We start from the raw sequence: 19,598 nt of genomic DNA, 5'->3' as shown, positions 1-19,598 counted from the left end.
ATGCAACCATTTCGATTGTGCTTAACTTCATTCTGGGATATTCTTCGGCGTATCTTCTTGTAATTGGATGCCTTCGAAAATTAAAACATTGTTTTGCAGGAGCAGTGTATGAAAAAGAGGCATGTATCATTATCGGTGCAGATTCTGATACTGTGTTTAAGTTTGGTAATCGTTATTTCCGTTATTCTTTCCGCTGTTTTTATGAGCAATATAAACAGGATTACTACGGCAAACCTTTATTCTTCCGCAGAAATCACCATGAAATATCTCGACACGGACATACAGTACGCCCTGTCGCCGTCCTTTGATATGACGAATTTCGCCGCGTCCTTTGCCGATTCTGTCACAGACTTTAACCTGATGCAGACTTTGCTCCGCAGCATGCTGTCGGAAAACCCCAGCGCCTTTGAGATTTATTACGGAACGGTTATTTCCCGGTACGATCCGGGCGGGTATTTTGTGGCCGGTACCGGATGGAATCCCGCTCCGCCCTGGGACCAGATTCTCCGGCCGTGGTTTAAAATGGGAATGGAAAACCCCGGACGGACGGTGATTACCGCCCCCTATGTGGACGACCAAACCGGACGGATCTGTATAACCGTGGTCCGGACCGCGGTAACCAGCGCCGGACGCATAGCCGGGGTTGTGGGGACAGACGTGTTCCTCGATGTGCTCACCGATATTGTCAGTACCAGGACAATAGCCGAGGGGGGAACGACTTTTATGATCGGTTCCGACGGCCTGTATCTGGTCCATTCGGATCCGGAAAAAATACTGAAGAAGAATTATTTTGAGGAAGACGGCGCTTCACTGCGGCGGGAAAGTGTCTTAACCAATACCGTGGAGGTTGTTTTTCAGGATAACCGGTATATCTGTACGGCTCCGGTTCTCGGAACCGACTGGTATCTCGTATCCACGGGACCGTTAAGTGTGCTCCAGGCTGATTCCCGGCGGGTTTTTGTACTGGTAATTATTATCGTCCTTGTCCTGGCCGCCGTCTCATCCCTGGTGGCGCTGTTTTTCAGCTATTCCCTGACGTCGCCCTTTAAGCAGCTGGTCACTTCATTCAATACCATTTCCGGGGGCGATCTATCGGTGGTTTCCCCGGAATACGCGTCAAAAGAAGCGTTCATGCTTTCCCGGGGTTTCAACCATTTTGCCGAGGGAATCAGTGCTCTGGTAGTAAAAATCAAAACCGCTTCCCACGGAATTGAGCGGACCGCGGATGATCTGTCCGCTTCAACCATTGAAACCCAGAAAACCATCGCCCATGTCCAGGACGCGGTGGTAGCGATCCGGGCGGATGTGGGCAGGGAAAACGAGTCCGTGGCAAAAACAGAATCCGCGGTAAATCTCGTTGTCCAGGAAATCGAAAACCTGAACGAGAAAATAAAGGCCCAGGGAGCCCAGATCAGCGGCGCTTCCGCGGCGATTGAGCAGCTGGTCGCCAGTATCCATTCCATAGAAAACAGCACCGCGTCCGCGAACAGCCATGTGAATGAACTCGTGCTTTCCTCGGACGAGGAGAAGAAACGGCTTTCCCAGAACGCCGAGGCCATGAAAGCGGTGGAGAAGGAATCCCAGGCCCTGGCTGAGATGAATTCGGTTATATCTAACGTGGCAACCCAAACCAACCTGCTTGCCATGAACGCGGCCATTGAGGCCGCCCATGCCGGAGAAGCGGGGAGGGGATTCGCCGTGGTCGCTTCGGAAATACGGAAGCTTGCGGAAACCACCGCGAGCCAGGTAAAGAGTTCCGGGGACGCCCTGCTGTCGATCCAGAAACGGATAATCGAGATCGCGGATTCCTCCTTTCGGGTGGAGCAGTCTTTTGACACCATGATCGGGATGATTCAGCAGATAGAAAAAATCATCGCGGATCTTAAAAATGCCACAGCGGAACAGAGTTCCGGTTCACAGCAGCTTTTGGAGTCCATAGCCGCTATTAATACAATTACATCGGATGTACAGAACGGCGCCGCCTCCATGCAGAACGGCGCGGATGAGGCCATGACGGCGTGCAGGAACCTTACCGAGCTGAGCCGGAATGTGGATGCCAGGGTCACGGAATGTGAAGACGATGTTGAATCCCTGACTAAAAACTCCAAAGCCGTGGTTGAAGCCGTATTCCATACGAAAACCAGCGTTCAGGAACTAAACACCTCAATCCAGAATTTTAAAACCCGGGAGTGATGTGTCAGGGTAACCGTAGTTTACAGAGTCCCCGGCAAAGAAGCATGTTACCGGTATGTACCATGCTTCTTTGCTGTTCCCCGGTCCAAACTGCGGTTACCCTGCCATGGAAGGGGTGCTGGGTTTGGGAGGTCTCTCCCGGAATGGTGTGAGGCCGGATTCCGGAAAAAATCCAGATATTTGTTATAATTGCTTAACAAAAAAAATTGAATCCGACCGGGGAATTTATTACTATTTAAGTAAAGACCAAAATTATAAGGAGAAAAAAATGGAACAGCACATGAATATGCCTCTTCTGGGGGATGTTTTTCCGGAACTGCAGGTCCAGACCACCAAGGGACCGATGCACCTTCCCCATGACATGAAAGGCAGCTGGTTTATTGTATTCAGCCATCCGGCGGATTTTACCCCGGTTTGTACCACAGAGTTTGTTGGATTTCAGAAACTTATGCCGGAATTTGACAAGCTGGGGGTCAAGCTTATCGGTATGTCAATCGACCAGATCACGGCCCACATAAAGTGGATTGAATGGATTAAGGACAATCTCAAGGTGGATATTACCTTCCCGGTTATCGCCGCCAATGACGCGATTGCCATGCAGCTCGGTATGCTCCATCCCGGAAAGGGAACGAATACGGTCAGGGCCGTGTTCATCATGGATCCCGAAGGAAAGGTCAGACTTACCATCTACTATCCCCAGGAAATCGGCCGGAACATGGATGAAATCCTCCGGGCGGTGAAGGCGCTCCAGATTTCCGATAAAAACGGTGTCGCCATGCCGGCCAACTGGCCCAATAATGAACTGATCAAGGATAAGGTTATTATTCCCCCGCCCAAGACGGTGGAAGGCGCCGAGGAATACAAAAAGAAATATGAAGGCTACGATTGGTGGTTCAGCTATAAACAGCTGTAAAAATCGGACGTTTTCTTTTTAATGCCGGGAACCTTCAAGGTTCCCGGTTTTTTTATCGGCTTCGGTTGGACACGGCTTACTGCTGCGTGAATTGATCCGTAAAGTCGTAGCAGGCGTCGCTGATGGTCGCGTAAAAAAGATCCATCAGTTCATCGTTATCGTACGCTCCGCCTGAAACTGATATTTTTGCCCTGCTGGTATAATCTCCGGATTTTTTATAAACGGTTTTACCATCGGCGCTGATAATTGTAACCGCCATGGTAACTATTGCCCTCATGGTCCCGGTTTTTCCGATACCGGAAGAAAGATCCTTGGAAAAATTAAACCGCACAAACATACTGCTGCCGATCCCTGTTTCCGCGGCAAGGTCCGCCGCAAGCTGCTTGTCTCCGCTGTTTATTAATTTATAACCCTCGGCGGCGGTATCGTTGTTTTTTACGGCCCGGGAATCGAGTTCCGCGTTCTGATAGGATCTCGAATTGATGACCGTATTTTTGTCGGCGAATTCCCCTATACCTGAGTGGGATAACAGACTCCGCAGAATGGTTTCGGCTTCATTAATAAGATTTTCGGCATCCGAGTTATATACATCTTCCTTATCAGCGCTCAAACCAAGGGTATTCCGCACCGTTTCGACACCCTTGGAACTGGACCGCGCTTGCTCCCCAACCCACAGAATATCGTAATTCGATGTTACGGCAACAATACCGACCGGGGCATACCCGGACATGTCCTTCGGTTTTCCCATCGACGCGCACCCCGAGAGAAAACACACCACAATAATAAGTCCGAATACCGCCTGTTTCATTCATAGCCCCTTGTTTTTTAGTATATCAAGTCATCCCAGGATAGCATATCCGCGTGATGGTATATACTAAGTAAAACATCGGCCATGCCATAGGTTACCGTCACCGTCATTGAAACCGCCGGTACATGGTGGTATGCTTATAGAAGCATGAAAATCGAAGATACAGCGGAAAGGCTCATCCGGGGCGCGGAAAAGATCATCCGGGGTAAACGGGAATTTCTGGAATACCTCGTAGCGGCGGTTCTCGCGAAGGGCCATGTCCTTATTGAGGATAATCCCGGTCTCGGGAAGACCACGGTGGCCAAGACCCTGGCTAAGCTCATATCCGCTGATAACGGCGGCGGGCTTCTTTTTAAACGCATTCAGTTTACTCCGGATCTTCTGCCGTATGATATTACCGGGGTGGATGTATTTGATCCGGAAACGGCCTCGTTCCGTTTCGTTCCCGGGCCGGTTCTGGCCAACATAGTACTGGCCGATGAGATAAACCGGACAACCCCGAAGGTCCAGTCGGCCCTGCTGGAGGTTATGGCTGAGTGCCAGGTTACCATCGGCTCAGCGACCCATTATCCGCCCCAGCCGTTTTTCGTTGTGGCCACCCAGAATCCGGTGGAAAGTGAAGGAACCTTCCCGCTCCCCGCGGCCCAGCTTGACCGGTTCATGATGCGCCTCACCCTGGGATATCCCGACCGGGACGCGGAGCTTTCCATCCTGGAGGATGATCCTTCGGGCCATTGTCTGGAAAAACTTGAGCCGGCGCTTACGGTGTCGGAATTTATTGAGGCCCGGGCCGCGGCGGAAAAAGTTTTCTGCCATCAGAACCTCAAAGAGGCTATTGCCGATATTGTGAGGGATACCCGGATACACCGGGCTTTTGTTCTGGGTGCTTCCCCCCGGGCGGGACTCCATCTGCTGGAAGCGGCTAAATCCCTGGCCCTGGTCCGGGGAAGGGATTTTGTAACCGATGAAGATCTGGTTTCCCTGGTTGTCCCGGTTCTCGCCCACAGAGTAAAACTCCGGGATCCCCGGGCGCAGGCTGAAAAAATTATACGGGAGATCGGCCTTGCCAGAATCAATGGGCTTAAAAAAGTCTGATCCGATCCGGAAACTTCTGCGCTTTATCCCGGTTCCTCAAACTCTGGGTCTGTTTATTCTGCTCATTACAATATTGGCATTCACCGCCGGCACGGTTCGCGGTGAACTGGCTCTCACATTAGTGGGGGCGGTTCTGGTATGCATTCTCGGGTATTGTTTTTTTGGGATAGTAATAGTTCTTATCATTCACCGGAAAAGCCCTGCGGCCATGACCGTGCGGTTTATGCCGAAACAGCTCCGCGCCGGGGATGCCGCGGAACTTATTTTTTCTTGGGGCTGCCGGCGGAGGCTGGTCCGGCTTCCGGGTTTGCTCATCCGGTATGAGTTTTTTCTTTCTACCAGGGATGGGAGGCAGCTGCATCACGCCTTTGATCCGGGGCGCGCCAACGCGCTGCCGGCCTTGGAGGTTCCTGAACGGGGCGCCTATTCCGGCAGGGACGACGCCTTATCGGTTTTGGATGTGTTTGGATTTTTCCGGGGCGCCCTCCCTGCGGCGGCGGATACGGATGTGCGTATCCTTGCTTCGCCCCGGGCGGCGGAAAATTTACTTCCCGTTTCCGTTCAATCCGGAGGAAGGGAAGACCGTACGGAGCCCAGCTTTATTCGTTCCGACGATCTCATTGATCACAGACCGTATATTCCGGGTGACGATCCCCGGCGAATTAACTGGAAACTTTACAGCCATGCCGGGGACCTCTTTGTGCGTGAAGGCGAACCGGAACCGCCGCCGCGGTCGAAACTTATTTTACTGGTGGACGCTTCGGCGGATCCGGCGCTGTATACCCCTGAAGAGGCCCGCAGGGGAGTGGATCTGCTCTGCTCCCATGCCCTGACGCTTATCCTTGATTACTGCCGCCGCGGTGCGGATGTCTTTATCGGATACAACGGGAGCGGCCTTGCCGGGGGCGGGGAAGCCGGCGAGGCTGCCGCGGTTCTCGCTTTCCCGGCGGCGGAACCATTTGAGAAAGCGGGGAAACTTCCCGGCGCCGCTGATGAACGGGGGGTTGTTCTCTTTGCCCTGCCCAGGGAATACGGCGGAGCCTCGGTACTGGATAAATTTATGGAAACCCGGGGAAACAGGCTCAGAACTGAGCTGGTTTTCCTTTACAGCAGCGGCCGCCAGCGTGAAGCGGCGGAGCTGTGCGCAGGGATTTACGGCCGGAAAGGAGGGGTTCATGCCCGTTCGTTCAAGGCCTAGTACCGCCGCATTTATAGTCCGTTCCGCCGCGCTGTTAGGCATACTCTACCAGTTCCGGCTCATTGCCGGTGATCTGGCTGATACCTCCTTTTTTTTGATTAATGTTCTTTTTGCCCTGGGCGCGGCCTGGACCCTGGAAAAACAGCGGCTTCCGGTTCTGCCCGCCGTCTTTGTCCTTGTTCTTATTCCATGGGTTGCGCGGCTGTTTATTACGGTTCCGGGATTTTTCCGTACCGGGAACACTGTTTTTTTTGATTCCCTCCTGCTGGGTATGGACAGGAATAACTTTGTTTCCCTGGTTCCGTATTACTGGGCTTCGCTGACGAGTTATTTTGCCTGCCGTTCCCGTTCGTTCCTGCGGGGGGATATTATTGCTTCCGATGCGCTCCTCCTGGTAATTTTCTCCGCGGTTAAAACATCGGAGATGGAACTGTACCGCATGCCGGTTACGATGATCCTCGTATTCGGGGGGATCCTGTTCCTCCAGATGATCGCTCTTATCCTGACAACTGATCCGGTATTCCGGGTACGCAGGATGGAACGCGTACAGGGTATTCTGGCGGTTCTGGCCCTGGTTTTTATCGGCGGTCTGCTTCTGATAAAACCTTCCGAGGAACGGGCGGTGAATCAGGGCGGCGGCCTTCTGCAGCCAAATCTGTTCAAATTTGATTTTTCCCAGTTTCTACGCCTGGAGAGCGAAATAAGCCTCAATGACGATCTTGTCCTTATTGTCCGGAAAGATCCTGAGGATTTCCACCTTCTGCTCCGCCGTTTCGTTCTTTCCGGTTACGGTCCGAAAAAGGGGTTCTTTCTTGATGAAACCCGGGACGAGGCGATCCACCCCCAGCGGCTTCCCGACAGTTCCCGGGAGCTCAGCCACGAGGAAACCATCGAAGCCCGGTTTACCGATCAGGAATATTTTCTCGTTAATTTTGACGCGTCCGCGTTTATTGCCCTGAACCAGCCGGTATCGGTTACTCCCTTCCGCACCTGGGACGCTTCGTCCTTTAAATCAGCCTATGCCGTCCGGAGCCGGGTCAGCGAAGCTATGCCTTTTGAACTGATCGATTCCGTGCGGGGCGAGCCCGGCCCCGGCGTACTGGGACTTTCCCCCGAAGAATACGCTTACTATACCGACTACGGCGGGGACCAGCGGATTGCCGAATACGCCCGGGAGCTGACCGGAAATGTCCGGGGTTACTGGGACCAAATCCAGATGGTTTATGAACGGCTGAAATACGGTGAATACCGGTACAGCCTCAAACCGGGTATTGCCCCTGACGGCGATCAGCTCGGGTATTTCCTTTTTGAATCGAAAAAGGGCTATTGTTCTTATTTTGCGTTTTCCATGACCCTCCTGCTCCGTTCCCTGGGCATCCCTGCCCGGGTGGCGGTTGGTTTTTTCGTTGATCCTGAGACCAATACCTTTGACTACTTTCCGGTCCGGTCCGACATGGCCCATGCCTGGGTCGAAGTCCGTTATCCCGGTTACGGCTGGATTGAGTACGATCCTACCACAAACTTTCTGGCCGAAGGCGAAGAATACCGTTTTTCCGAAGGGACCTCCCGGGACCTTTTCGAGCGGCTTATGCGGGAGATACTCCAGAACCGTTCCGGTCTCCAGGCCAAGGATACCGGTGAGGACGATTCCTCAGGATCCTCCCTGGCGGCACTGGGCAGAAAAGTACAGCGTTTTCTCCGCAGAAGCTGGGTTATTCTGGTTTTATTCGGGTACGTCCTTGTATGTATACTGATGCGTTCGGGATCATGGATTGCTTCAATGGTTTCAAAGAATCCGCGGAAAAAATCTTCCTTCTGCTGGATCCACGCGAAACGGCGGCTGGCGTTGGCGGGATACCGGAGGAGCATTTCCGAAACCGACGGTGAATGGTCGTTCAGCATCGACGGCCGGGCCGGCCTTGGGCTGTACCGGCTGTACCAGGCTTTTTCCGCCGCCCGGTTTTCTCCGCAGTACGGACGTGATGAGTGGCGCCAGATGCGGACGCTGTACACCGTTTTTTCGGGGAATTACCGCGGACTGGTTCCCTGGTACCGCAGGGCTCTGGCCTGGCTTCTTCCGCCCCTGAGCCTTGTCCTTCCCCCGAAAAAGAATTCCCGGTCCGCAGGGCCCCGTTCCGGCGGAACGGCATTCATGGTACTGCTGCTCCTGCTTATTCCCCTCACCGGTGACCGGATACAATCCCAGGATGGTTCCGAATCCGCGGATACCCTGTTTTTTCAGGCCCTTAACGCCCAGAACGCGGAAAACTGGGACCGGGCGATAGAGCTGTATTCCCGCGGTTCCGGTCTGTATCCCCAGGATACCCGGTTCCCCTGGTCCCTGGGTTCGCTGTATTACTCCCGGGGATTGTACAACCTAGCCTGGGATGAATTCAGGTCGGTGGAACGGATAACCCCGAATGATCCCGATCTCCTGTACCGGCTGTCCCGGACCGCGGGCCATCTCAACCGCGACGCCCTGTCCGTGGTTTACCTTGAACGGCTCCTTATCTTTGATCCGGACAGCCCCGCGGCTATCGGGGATCTGGCCTGGATGTACTATAAACTCCACCGTCTGGCGGAGGGGGAAGCCCTGCTCCTCAGCGCCCTGGAGCGGTTCGGTCCGGACATGAATTTTTCCATGACCCTGGGTACGGTCTATTCCGATATGTTCCGTTACGGGGACTCCAAGGAACGCTATCTCGAAGCAATCGCGGAGGGTGAGGAGACCGGTGACCGGGTGTTTACCGCGGTGGCTAATTACAACCTTTCCATACTGGAAACGCGCTTTTACCGTTTTGCCGATGCCTACGAACGGACCAACGCGTCCCTGGCCGCGGCGGACCGGGCCTCCGGACGGCTGGCCCGGGGAGAGCTGTTCCTCCGGCGGCTCGATTTTCCCCAGGCCTTTATCGAATACGGAGAAGCCTACGAACGGGACCGGTCGCCGCTTTCGAAAATCAGCCTTGCCCAGGCGTACCGGATCGCCGGACGCCTGGAGGAAGCCCGGCTGTACGCCGAGGATTCACTTTCCTCCAATGACCTATCGTGGATGATCAATTACGGGATCAACCCCAACCGCTATAAACGGGATATCCATGAAATTTTATATGACAGCTACCGGGGCCTGGCCGAGTCCGCGGCTTTTAAACCCTATACCGGTTTCGGAGAGGGTGTCAAAAATATCTTCCGGGGCGTTTCGTACCGGTTCAAGGCGGAAGTTAATAAACTTCTGTTCCAGAAGTACAGCCTCATTGCCGCGGACGCCTACGCCGCCCAGGGACAGACCCTGGATGCCCTGTCAAACTACTATACCGCCTTTGCGGCGTATCCCCGGCGGGGGCTGACGTACCTCAGGGGTGCCCGGGATTTTGAAGTCCCCCTGATACCGGAATCCGCTCCCTCCTATGAGCTGGAAGAAGGGCGGCTGCTGAAAAAAACCGCTCCCGCCGAAGCCGCCCTGGTGGAATTCGATTCCCTCTGGGAACGGGATATGATTGCGGAAGCCTACCGGGTAATCGCCCGGCACGCCGCGGGGCGGGACAAAGCGGCGGTATCCCGGGACGCGGCGGAGCGGCTGTACGCTCTCAATGCCGGCGCCCTCAGACAGCACGGCATAGCCTTCCCGGTGGGACTGACCGTTGATTCCGGAAGCGGTCCGCGGTCTGCCGAAAGACGGCTCGTCCGGGCACTTTCCGGCGCCGGGTTCGATATCCGGCCTTCCGGAGAAGCGCCGCGGTTCAGGCTGACCGTTACGCTGCAGGGAACGGAAGCCCTCTGTGAACTCTTCGATGCGGGCAGGGGAATATCCGCGGCCCGGCATACCATTCCCGCCGGGGACCTTTCATCCAAAGCCATGGGACGGCTGGCGGAAAATCTGGGGAATCTCCTGTTTACGGCGCGGTAGGGCTTCAGGGCGCCCCATGTTTTGGTAATTCCGCCCGGGATACTTCAAAAAACCGGCTGAACAGGGCATACTGTTGCTGTATGACCGAGACGACCTTCTGCATAATCCAGGCAATCAAGGCGGTTCCGGCGGGCCGTGTCTCGAGCTACCGGAACATCGCGTGGAAGGCGGGCCTTTCCAACGGCGCCCGGCAGGTTGCCCGGATACTCCACTCCATGTCGGAATCCCAGAACCTGCCCTGGCACCGGATCATAAAGGCCGACGGCAGGATCGCCCTGCGCCCGGGAGAAGGCAGGGAAGATCAGATTCTGCTTCTGCGCGGCGAAGGTGTGGCGGTAAGCGATGCCGGATCGGTGGATATGACCCGGTACGGGTGCTGATACCGTGAACGGGGTGCAAAAATCACCCCGGTACGGGTTTAAAAAACTTGAGGTTTCATGTGAATACGGATAATACATCATTTAAAAAATTTGCCGGATACGCCCTGATCGCGGGAGCCGCCCTGCTGGCGGTCACGTATTTTGACCGTTTTGCGGCGCTCATCGGCCGGCTCTTCAGTCTGGTCTTTCCTTTTATTCTCGGCGCCTGTATCGCGTTTATTGTGCATGTTCCCATGGCGGCGCTGGAACGGCGGTTCAAGCTTAAGCGGATTGTAAGTCTGGTCCTGACCCTGGTGCTTTTCGCCGGTATAATCGTACTGGCCGGTGTTCTGGTTATCCCCGAACTGGGCCGGACCTTTGATACCCTCAGAACCGCCTTTCCCGCGTTTATCCAAAAGCTGGTGACCTGGGGGAATGATTTCTTCAGCAGCAATCCGCGGATAATCGAATGGCTTTCTCAAATTGAAATAAACTGGGATGAAATCCGGAATTACGTTTTCGGGTTTTTCAGGGTGGGTGTGGGCAGTTTCCTCGATTCCACCGTAAACGCCGCCGTGTCCGCGGTCAGCACCATCGGTTCATTTATTATTGCCCTGGTTTTTGCCATGTATATTCTCGTTCAGAAGGAAAAACTCGGGTTCCAGGCAAAAAAACTGGTCTACGCGTTTTTATCCAAAGAAAGGGCGGACCGGTTCTTTTCCGTCGCGTCCCTGGCAAACGGCACCTTTTCCCGGTTCCTCTCCGGCCAGTGTCTCGAAGCCTGTATCCTGGGCCTGATGTTCTTCATCTCCATGAATATCCTCCGGCTCCCCTACGCGCTGATGATCAGCGTTCTGGTGAGTATCACCGCCCTGATACCCATATTCGGCGCCTTTATCGCCTGTTTTATCGGCGGGTTTCTGATCCTTATGATCAGCCCGGTCCAGGCGCTGATATTCGTCATTCTTTTCCTGGTGCTCCAGCAGATAGAAGGCAACCTGATTTACCCCCATGTGGTGGGAACCTCCGTGGGGCTGCCGTCCATCTGGGTTATGGTGGCCGTTGTTGTCGGCGGCGATCTCATGGGAATTGCGGGGATGCTCATTTTCGTTCCCCTCTGTTCGGTGATATACGCCCTGCTCCGGGAACAGGTTAATAGCCGGCTTAAGGCTGCGGGCAGCCCTCTGGCGGGAGAGCCCCCGGCAGAAGATCCTCCGCGGCGGAAAAAAATCCGCCTTCCTTCCCGCAGAAAAAAGGGGAAACCCGATGAATCCCAGTAAGCTGCGGCGCGCCGCGGGGATTTTTGTTTTCCTCATTGTATCTTTGCCGGCGCTCCGGGCGCAGGACGCCCCGATTCAATCCTTTGGAAATGATTTTGCCGTCAGATTTTCTTTGAAGTACAATTTTCTCAGTTTTACCGAACACCGTGAGCCGGAAGATGAGTACACTTCGAACAGACCCATCGATATCGGAATAGGCGCTACCTACAAACGGATTTCCCTGGGTTTCTCGATTTCCATACCCTTCCTCTACAATCATGAATTTTCCAAGACCGATTCTTTTGATTTTTCCGTCTCCTATTTCGGCAACATCCTGGCGGTGGAAGCTTTCTGCAGGAAATACGAAGGGTTCCACCTGGAAGAGGGAACCGCCAATATCGACGAAACCGATCTGGCGCTTTTTTCCGCCGGGGTCAGCGGTATGTATATTTTCAACAACGAAGTCCATTCCCTCCGGGCCGCCTACACCCTTAACCGGATGCAGACGGTCTCCAGCGGGGGCGCCCTCCTCGGATTCGGCATGTTTTATACATCCATCCATTCGGAGGATGGACTTATTGGACGGTACAGTGAAAAAATGCACTATATCCATTTCGGGCCCAACGCCGGATATTCCTATACCTGGATTTTTAAAAATAATTTTTTTATAAACATCAACGCGGTTATCGGGATTAACGCCGGGGTCTGTGTTACCAACGGGGAATGGTTCTTCTCCCCCCAGGTTCTGCCGAAGTTTTCCGCCGGCCACCACGGCGGTACATGGTCCGTCAATGTCGCCTTTACGGGCAATTTTTTGGGCATTATCCGGGACAGCTCGGTCAGTGATTCCATTTTATCGGGAAAAACCAGTATAACATTCTCAAAGCGTTTTTAATTTTACCCCTGGAGCAGGAAATGGTAATAATCGCCGTCGGTGTCCTTATTATGAGCGTCGTTGTTTTTGTCCAGATGTATTTTGTGGGGGGATTTAAGCTCAAATATACCCTCCTGTTTATGGCGGCCATGGACGCGGTTTTTATTATTGCGGGCAGCATTTTTCTTATGATGCAGAAATAATTTGGTATTTCAGCAATGATATCTGGCAGGAATAGAGATATTCTGATATGCTTATGGAAATAAGTAATCCTTTATTCTAGGAGGCATATTATGCTTGGACATACCGAAATTCTCGTTATTGTATTGGTTATTCTGATTCTCTTCGGCGCCACGGCGATCCCGAAGTTCGCCCGTTCTCTGGGCCAGGCCAAAAAGGAATTTACCAAGGCCATGAAGGAAGGGGACGCAGAAGAAAACAAGCAGGTTGAAGATTCTACCGAAAAAAAGGCGTAAGCGTACCGTAAATGGATCCTTCCGGTAATGCAGAAAATGAAGGAAAGGTTATGCCCGTCATCGAGCATATCCGGGAACTGCGCAATTCGATAATAGTTTCCCTCGTAGCCTTTTTAATTGCCTGTGTCGTCAGCTTCATTTTCTCCGATCACATTTTGTCTCTCTTCACTGCCCAGTTCCAAAGCGTGGGAAGCGTTGTGGAACAGACCCTGGTGGTAAGTTCCATCGCGGAAGGATTCGTAGCGCAGCTTAAGATGACGGTGATCGCCGGATTTATCATCTCCCTGCCGGTTCATATTTTCGGTATCATAAAATTCGTTTTTCCCGGGCTTACCACTCGGGAGCGCCGGATTGTGATGTCCTTCCTCGTATTCAGTCTCATACTTATCGTGGTGGGATCCTATCTGGCGTACTTCAAGGTCGTGCCCCTGGCGGTTGCCTTCCTGACCAATCCCTACTTTGTGCCCGAAGGCGTGGGGTACCTCCTCAATTACCAGACCAATATTTTCTACGTGTTTAGCTTTATCCTCTGGTCGGTTCTGGCCCTGCAGACACCGCTTCTCATGGAAATTCTGCTGATCATGAACGTGCTCAAACGGAAACAGGTCCTTAAGGCCAGCCGGTATATTATTGTCGGTATTTTTATTGTGGCGGCCATCATAACGCCGCCTGATTTTGTGAGCCAGCTCGGGGTGGCCCTGCCGCTGGTCTTCTTTTATTTCCTTGCCCTGCTGATCGCGAAAATCTTTAAATTCGGAGAGGGCTGATGTTCGGAATCGGGTTTTCTGAAATACTGATAATTTGTCTCATTCTCATAGTCTTTATCAAACCCGAGGATCTGCCCAAGTTCTTCCGCAGCGCGGGGCGTTTATACGGCAAATTCAAGAAGACATACAACGAAGTAATCGCGGTCAAGGATAAAATAATTCAGGAAATTGATGAGGCCGCGTCGCTGGATGAAAAGAAAGCCGCCGAAACCGCCGCTAAAGCCGCCCCGGCGGATGCGCCCAAGGCGATAACCGATACTGCCGCCCCGGCCTCGGAAAACAATCCCGTTTCCGCCACGGAAACCGTGACCTACGAAGTGGTAAAACCCGAGGAAAACGCCGCTGTCCCGGCCGCGGAAGCCGAGCAGGAAGCCGTCCGGAACCCGTGAGCGGATTGCCTACTTATAGCTGTGCAGCCCCGGCAGCAGGTAGTTAACCCCGAAAAAGGTGAACACCGTACAGAGAAATCCGATCACCGCCACCAGGGCGGGCATTTTCCCGGACTTCTTTGAAATAAGCCGCAGGTGCAGATAGAACGTATATACCAGCCATGTTATAAGCGCCCAGGTTTCCTTGGGATCCCAGCCCCACCACCGTCCCCAGGCCTTCTGGGCCCACACAGCGCCGAATATCAGCGCCCCGGCGGTAAAAATAGGGTATCCCACGGCAATACAGGTATAGGTTATGCGGTCATAGTTTTTCTGTTTTTCGGGATTCTTCGTGATGAGTGTCGCCAAAGCGGAGGCGAAGGATATCACGAAAAAAGATTCCCCGATGAACGAAAACGAAACGTGGAGCAGCAGCCAGGAAGACCGCAGCGCGGGAATCGGGGCAAGCACATCCTTTGACGCCAGGGGTGAACTGGCAACGGCAAGGAGAACCAGGGCGATAAAAGTCGCGCCAAAGGCAATACCTTTTATGTAGGGTATTTTTTTCTGAAGCCGGTAAATAAAAACCAGTATACAGACCACGGCGGAGTAAAAAATCAGGGATTCAAATGTGCCGGTAAGGGCCACAAAGGATATCTGGATGCTGCGCCAGACCATGGTCGCCAGCAGCAGAACAGCCGCCGCAAGTATCAGCCAATGAGAGACCGGATCCGGATCGGATTTCTTCCTGAACAGAAAAACTATCTGGATGATTACTGCGGGAACGAGCAATATACACGCAATGGTTGCCAGGTTAATCATGATTTTCTTTTCCTCAGTTTGGGTATAAAAGTAACAAAGATTCCAATACCGGTTATTATGAGTGAAACCACCACAAAGGTATATCCCGGATCGCCCACAGCCTGGATTACCGAATAATCCCGGCCGCCCATATTTCCGTAGGATACCTGGTATAGCGAAAAAGCGTCGAGTTTCAGGGGGCGGTTAACCTCCAGCGGGTGGGATTCAAGGTAACTCTCGCCGTTCCTGGAGACCGTTACATAGCTGATCCATGCCCGCGGCCGTCCGTCCTCGTATTTCTGGAATTCAAAGTCTTCCAGGGTCATGATGTCGCCGTTGGGAAGGATCACCGATTGCCCCACCGCCAGCATCACGGAACCATCCATCCGGTGGTATACGCTCAGGGAGGCGGCGATTATAAACAGGATAAGCCCGCCGTGGAGAATATCCGGCCCGAAATTGCGGCCTGATTTTTTTTTAAGTTCCCGGGTAAACCGGAACAGGGTACACGCCAGCAGGTTGATAAAAAAAAGACCCACCGGGACCAGAAACGCCGGAGAACTGAAAAAATGGCTCAGTCCGGATACGGTAATAAACCGGGCAAGCCCCGGTGAATACAGGGAATAATAATACTCCGTATCCATATTCTGGGGTATTAACGTGGAAACCGCCCCGGCAACGACAATATAGGCAATAATAATAATCGTAAAACGTAAAGAACGCAGGGCAGCGAAGATTTTTCTAAAAATGCCGCCTTTTTTAGGCGGCATTCTGCGGTTGTCCTGGGTCAGCGGTTCTCCATTATCAGCCATGACAGGTGTTGCAGGAGATGAATTCCTCATCATGATGGCAGGTATAGCAGTACTGGAGATTCGCCTGTTTGATGTTCATATTGGCCGTAGGCGGAATCGGATGCTGCTCATGGCATTCCGTACAGGTTGCGATCATAGTCGTATCGTGGGGGTTTCCCTTGGTTATATCCACATACGTATGGGGATTAACCGTAACATCCCATTCATTCACGTAATCCTTGGTCCGTTCCATAAGTTCTTCAAAGGGACCATGGCACTGGAGGCAGGCGTTGGTGATGGGATCCGCGGCTGCGGTCTGTACTTTTTCAAAGGGCATCACAGGCACAGCCTGGTTCCCGTTTCCGGTTTTATATGAAGACTGGAAAGACATTACCTTGGGCATATCCGGAACCAGCCGGGATACGGCGTTGATCTGCCCGACATTCATCTCCGTCCGCGTTGTTCCGGAACATGACGTAAAAAACAGCGCTCCTGCGGCCAGAATAATTAAAATGGTGCAGCTTGATTGTATTTTCTGGTGTTTCATGGGTGTACCCCCTGGGATCATTTCTATAGTACAAGTATATCACAATTCTATAAAAAAGTAAAAGGTCCAAAAAACGTTTCGGAAAACGTTTTTTCATCCGGCACCCCGGAACACCTTGGTTTGCCATGCTTCTATACCGGATTTTCTATTAAATTCCCGATATTTCAGCATGAAAGGGCGCCGCTAAGGAAAGCCGCGCGGTTTCTTTGCTGTTGCAGGCGTCTGCCCAAAGAAAAGGCCCCCTGAAAATTCAGGGGGCCTGATTGGTATTTTATGAATACCGGGTGAACTTTATGCGTTGACCGCTTCCTTGCCGGCAATATAGCCCTGGCAGAGACAGCGGGCCAGACCGTGCTGGGAACAGCCGCCGGCGGATTCGCCGCCGCAGTACAGGCCGGGGATGATATCGCCCTTCATGGTCTGTACCTGGCACTTGTCGTTGATCCGGAGGCCAACATAGGTGTCATGAACCGCAAAGGTCGCCCAGGCAGCGTAGAAGGGGCCGGTTTCGAACTTGTACATTGGTTTCGGCTTGTCAAAGTCCGTGTCGGCGCCGCCGTCCACAAAGGAATTGTACCGCTGAACGGTTTCCTTGAGGATCTGGCCGGACATCTTGTGCTTCTGCCAGGGGCAGGTGTTGATTTTGTCCGCCAGTTCTTCCAGAGTATCAGCTTTGAAGAACAGCTCGGGATTGGCCGCGGTGGGATCATCCACGTTCCAGCGTTCCCGCCTGACGGTTTCACTGTCGAAAATCGCCCACTGGGGACCAGCGGAGAAGTTCGGAGCCACCGAGCCCTCATTGATAGCCAAAGCAGCGTCACAGTAGTTCTGGGGTTTGTAATCGATCTTGGTGGCGTTCCGCCAGTCGCCGCGGACGTACCCGCCGAATTTGTTGTAGAACCCTTCATGGGTACCATTGGGGTAGCCGTCCTGCATTTCGTTGTAGAACCGTTTTCCCGCCTGGTTGACGATGATGGCATCCTGCCAGGTCCGCACCCGAAGACCGGTGTATTTGATCTTCGGGAAGAGGGGGCTGTCCGCGGTCCAGCCGATATAGTTGGTCCTGGTTCCGATGATGGGCCGCTTCCGGAGGTATCCGTTCCGGTCCATGGTCTGGTTGGTGGTTCCCCAGAGGCTGGCGCCGATGGCCATGGCGGCGAGTTCGCCGGATGCGTCCTGGGGTGAATATTCATCCGCCGCCAGAGGATAGGTTTCGTCAAGCCGGTGGTCGAACATTCTGCGGAAATCCACGTTTCCGGTGCTTCCGCCGGTACCGATAATAATGGACTTGTTCGCTTTAATGGAAACCGTTTCCTGGGACATGTCAATGTTTCCTTCGGTGCGGAAACTCTGGAGCGGGGTGGAGGTGCCGGGGAGGATGGTCGGGGTGTAATGGGCCTGGATACCCAGAACCTTGCCGCTGTTCATCCCTTCCCGGAAGATCACGTCCATGTGGTAGTTCAGAAGGATCTTTACACCCTTCTTGCGGGCGCTGTCCTCCAGGGCGCGCATCAGGCTGGTTCCGCCGGCGCCGGCGGGGCTTTCCGCGCTCTGACCCTGGGTCCACCGGGTGTGGTGTTCCCGTTTGGCGGAAATACCCGTGGCGTGGGCGCCGGAATTGTCCGGCTCCTGGTCCACAAAGGGAACACCGTTGGCCAGAAGGAATTCAAAGGCGGGAGCCATGTTGTCAGCCAGCGCCCGCTGTACCAAGGGGTCATTGTAGCGATAGTCCGGCATGCCGCTGACTTCAACAACAGACCAGTCGGTAAGATCCTTGAAATAAGTATCAGGATCATCCTGGATACCATATTTTTTCTGGAAGGATGTACCGCCGCCCATGGGGCAGTTGCCGCCGCTGGTAATAGCGTGGCCGCCGATATCGTAGTTGGTGTCAACCACAATTACAGAAGCGCCTGATTCCACCGCGCGGATTGCGGCGGGGAGTCCCACCGCGCCGGAACCGATGATAACCACATCGGCTTCCAGATCCCATTTTTTTGGGGTCTGCGTCGGATCCGGCTGTGAACCGGCAGCGCCGTCTTTCTTTCCCTGGGCGGAAAGAGGCTGTACGATGGCGGTACCGGCTACTACAGCAGCACCGGCTCCGACGGCCTTGACGAAATCACGCCTGGAAATTCCGTCTTTTTTTTCAGTTTCCTTGCTCAAGATTTTCTCCTTTAAGGAAAATAATAATTAATTACTATATTTTAGATTATTCCTCCATTCTTAAGGTGTCAAGATGAATAATTTGGATATCTCTATTTTTTTATATATTAAACGCCGTTATTCTTGAATTTTCTGTAAAAAGTAAGTCTTGCCGTACATTGGAGTCCGGGGCGGGATGCCGGCCGGCAAAAATGCTAGTCCATTTTTGCCGTGATAACCAGGCATGATTTTCCCGTTTCACGGTCAGTTTCCACGGAAATATTCCGGCCGCGGTACTCCTGCAGTTCGTGATTTCCGCCGCCGCCGCTGTTTTCTTCGGTATTCCACTTGCCGGCGTCCAAAACTCCGGCATCAAATTCGTCCTCCCAGATCAGGATTCCGTCTTTTCCGTAGACCCGCACAAAATCCACGTACATAGCTGCGGTAAAGTTGTTTTCGGCGTTGAGGGCGGTTACTCCGCCGCTGTCGTATATCCGCGGAAAATCCCCGCCGGCCGCCAGATTGAGGATGATAAAATACGGTTTATGAAAATAGTCCCTGACGGATTCGGCTTCGATATCCATTATGAAATAGGGGTCGGAATTTCCGTCGAGATACATGGCTATGAATTTCTCATTCCATACCATGGCGAATACATGGAATTCCCCGTCCTGCAGGCTGTAGCCATTGACGGATGCCCGGGCGTAATTGGGATGGCCCCCATCCTGCAGGGCGCCCCAGTGGGCGGCGCCGTTGAAATACCGTTCCTGTGTACCGGTATCGATGCCGGTTTTGTTCCCCATTTCCACGATGTCAATCTCGCCGCATTGGGGCCATCCCGCCGAGGAAAAATCATCCCCCAGCATCCAGAAGGCGGGCCAGAGGCCGTCGGCTGTTTTTGGGAATTTGATTCCCGCCTCAATCCTGCCGTATTGGAAAGAGAATTTGCCGGAAGTGTTAACCCGGCCGGATGTAATGGTACCGTCTTTTCGCCGGCCGGGGTCCTGGGAATGGATACAGATATTTCCGGCCAGGAGCAGAACCATGCCGAATAGGATTTTCTTCATCATCTTAGTATAGCACAAAAAAGCGTATAG

At 53.3% G+C, this 19,598-nt stretch carries 18 protein-coding genes; 12 read left to right on the top strand and 6 right to left on the bottom strand.

What is annotated here, in order from left to right:
- Positions 1 to 108: 108 nt before the first annotated feature.
- Together JFL75_RS14105 and JFL75_RS14100 are read left to right on the top strand one after the other, a co-directional pair.
- On the top strand, positions 109 to 2,193 hold the full coding sequence (locus JFL75_RS14105) for a methyl-accepting chemotaxis protein (protein WP_215627316.1): 2,085 nt from the start codon (positions 109 to 111) through the stop codon (positions 2,191 to 2,193).
- Positions 2,194 to 2,461: 268 nt separating this feature from the next.
- Positions 2,462 to 3,106: a peroxiredoxin gene (locus JFL75_RS14100; protein WP_215627315.1), complete on the top strand. Its 645-nt coding sequence runs from the start codon at positions 2,462 to 2,464 to the stop codon at positions 3,104 to 3,106.
- A gap of 76 nt (positions 3,107 to 3,182) precedes the next feature.
- Here the strand turns inward: JFL75_RS14100 and JFL75_RS14095 are convergent, their stop codons facing one another.
- On the bottom strand, positions 3,183 to 3,914 hold the full coding sequence (locus JFL75_RS14095; RefSeq protein ID WP_215627314.1) for a hypothetical protein: 732 nt from the start codon (positions 3,912 to 3,914) through the stop codon (positions 3,183 to 3,185).
- A 147-nt stretch (positions 3,915 to 4,061) separates the two neighbouring features.
- Here JFL75_RS14095 and JFL75_RS14090 point away from each other — a divergent pair, with 147 nt between their 5' ends.
- From JFL75_RS14090 to JFL75_RS14045, 10 genes are all read left to right on the top strand, one after another.
- Positions 4,062 to 5,009: an AAA family ATPase gene (locus JFL75_RS14090; protein ID WP_215627313.1), complete on the top strand. Its 948-nt coding sequence runs from the start codon at positions 4,062 to 4,064 to the stop codon at positions 5,007 to 5,009.
- Complete coding sequence (locus JFL75_RS14085; RefSeq protein WP_215627312.1) at positions 4,978 to 6,207, top strand: DUF58 domain-containing protein; 1,230 nt, start codon at positions 4,978 to 4,980, stop codon at positions 6,205 to 6,207. Before JFL75_RS14090 ends, JFL75_RS14085 begins: the two co-directional genes overlap by 32 nt.
- Complete coding sequence (locus JFL75_RS14080) at positions 6,185 to 10,114, top strand: transglutaminase domain-containing protein (RefSeq protein ID WP_215627311.1); 3,930 nt, start codon at positions 6,185 to 6,187, stop codon at positions 10,112 to 10,114. The genes JFL75_RS14085 and JFL75_RS14080 overlap by 23 nt, the downstream gene beginning before the upstream one ends.
- A gap of 80 nt (positions 10,115 to 10,194) precedes the next feature.
- The gene (locus JFL75_RS14075) at positions 10,195 to 10,494 is read left to right on the top strand and encodes an MGMT family protein (protein WP_215627310.1); all 300 of its coding nucleotides are present in this window, start codon (positions 10,195 to 10,197) and stop codon (positions 10,492 to 10,494) included.
- 59 nt (positions 10,495 to 10,553) lie between these two features.
- Complete coding sequence (locus JFL75_RS14070; RefSeq protein ID WP_215627309.1) at positions 10,554 to 11,753, top strand: AI-2E family transporter; 1,200 nt, start codon at positions 10,554 to 10,556, stop codon at positions 11,751 to 11,753.
- A complete protein-coding gene (locus tag JFL75_RS14065; RefSeq protein WP_215627308.1) occupies positions 11,740 to 12,627 on the top strand; it encodes a DUF4421 family protein in 888 nt (295 codons plus the stop codon). Before JFL75_RS14070 ends, JFL75_RS14065 begins: the two co-directional genes overlap by 14 nt.
- A gap of 20 nt (positions 12,628 to 12,647) precedes the next feature.
- Positions 12,648 to 12,809: a hypothetical protein gene (locus tag JFL75_RS14060; protein ID WP_215627307.1), complete on the top strand. Its 162-nt coding sequence runs from the start codon at positions 12,648 to 12,650 to the stop codon at positions 12,807 to 12,809.
- Positions 12,810 to 12,899: 90 nt separating this feature from the next.
- Positions 12,900 to 13,082: a twin-arginine translocase TatA/TatE family subunit gene (locus JFL75_RS14055; protein WP_215627306.1), complete on the top strand. Its 183-nt coding sequence runs from the start codon at positions 12,900 to 12,902 to the stop codon at positions 13,080 to 13,082.
- A gap of 50 nt (positions 13,083 to 13,132) precedes the next feature.
- Positions 13,133 to 13,849, top strand: coding sequence for a twin-arginine translocase subunit TatC (gene tatC, locus JFL75_RS14050; protein ID WP_215627305.1), 717 nt, complete (start codon positions 13,133 to 13,135; stop codon positions 13,847 to 13,849).
- A complete protein-coding gene (locus JFL75_RS14045) occupies positions 13,849 to 14,238 on the top strand; it encodes a Sec-independent protein translocase subunit TatA/TatB (protein ID WP_215627304.1) in 390 nt (129 codons plus the stop codon). Before tatC ends, JFL75_RS14045 begins: the two co-directional genes overlap by 1 nt.
- Before the next feature lie 9 nt (positions 14,239 to 14,247).
- Here the strand turns inward: JFL75_RS14045 and ccsA are convergent, their stop codons facing one another.
- The 5 genes from ccsA to JFL75_RS14020 form a co-directional block, all read right to left on the bottom strand.
- A complete protein-coding gene (gene ccsA / locus JFL75_RS14040; protein WP_215627303.1) occupies positions 14,248 to 15,039 on the bottom strand; it encodes a cytochrome c biogenesis protein CcsA in 792 nt (263 codons plus the stop codon).
- The gene (locus JFL75_RS14035) at positions 15,036 to 15,830 is read right to left on the bottom strand and encodes a cytochrome c biogenesis ResB family protein (RefSeq protein ID WP_223292658.1); all 795 of its coding nucleotides are present in this window, start codon (positions 15,828 to 15,830) and stop codon (positions 15,036 to 15,038) included. Before JFL75_RS14035 ends, ccsA begins: the two co-directional genes overlap by 4 nt.
- Positions 15,823 to 16,356 carry a cytochrome c3 family protein gene (locus JFL75_RS14030; protein ID WP_215627302.1) on the bottom strand — a complete coding sequence of 178 codons (534 nt, stop codon included), beginning with the start codon at positions 16,354 to 16,356 and terminating at the stop codon, positions 15,823 to 15,825. The genes JFL75_RS14035 and JFL75_RS14030 overlap by 8 nt, the downstream gene beginning before the upstream one ends.
- A gap of 291 nt (positions 16,357 to 16,647) precedes the next feature.
- The gene (locus tag JFL75_RS14025) at positions 16,648 to 18,522 is read right to left on the bottom strand and encodes an FAD-dependent oxidoreductase (RefSeq protein ID WP_215627301.1); all 1,875 of its coding nucleotides are present in this window, start codon (positions 18,520 to 18,522) and stop codon (positions 16,648 to 16,650) included.
- Between the two features lie 194 nt (positions 18,523 to 18,716).
- Complete coding sequence (locus JFL75_RS14020) at positions 18,717 to 19,571, bottom strand: glycoside hydrolase family 16 protein (protein ID WP_215627300.1); 855 nt, start codon at positions 19,569 to 19,571, stop codon at positions 18,717 to 18,719.
- Between the last annotated feature and the right edge of the window lie 27 nt (positions 19,572 to 19,598).

The organism is Breznakiella homolactica (assembly GCF_016616095.2).
Lineage (GTDB): Bacteria > Spirochaetota > Spirochaetia > Treponematales > Breznakiellaceae > Breznakiella > Breznakiella homolactica.
This window is presented reverse-complemented; position numbering and strand designations above follow the sequence as displayed.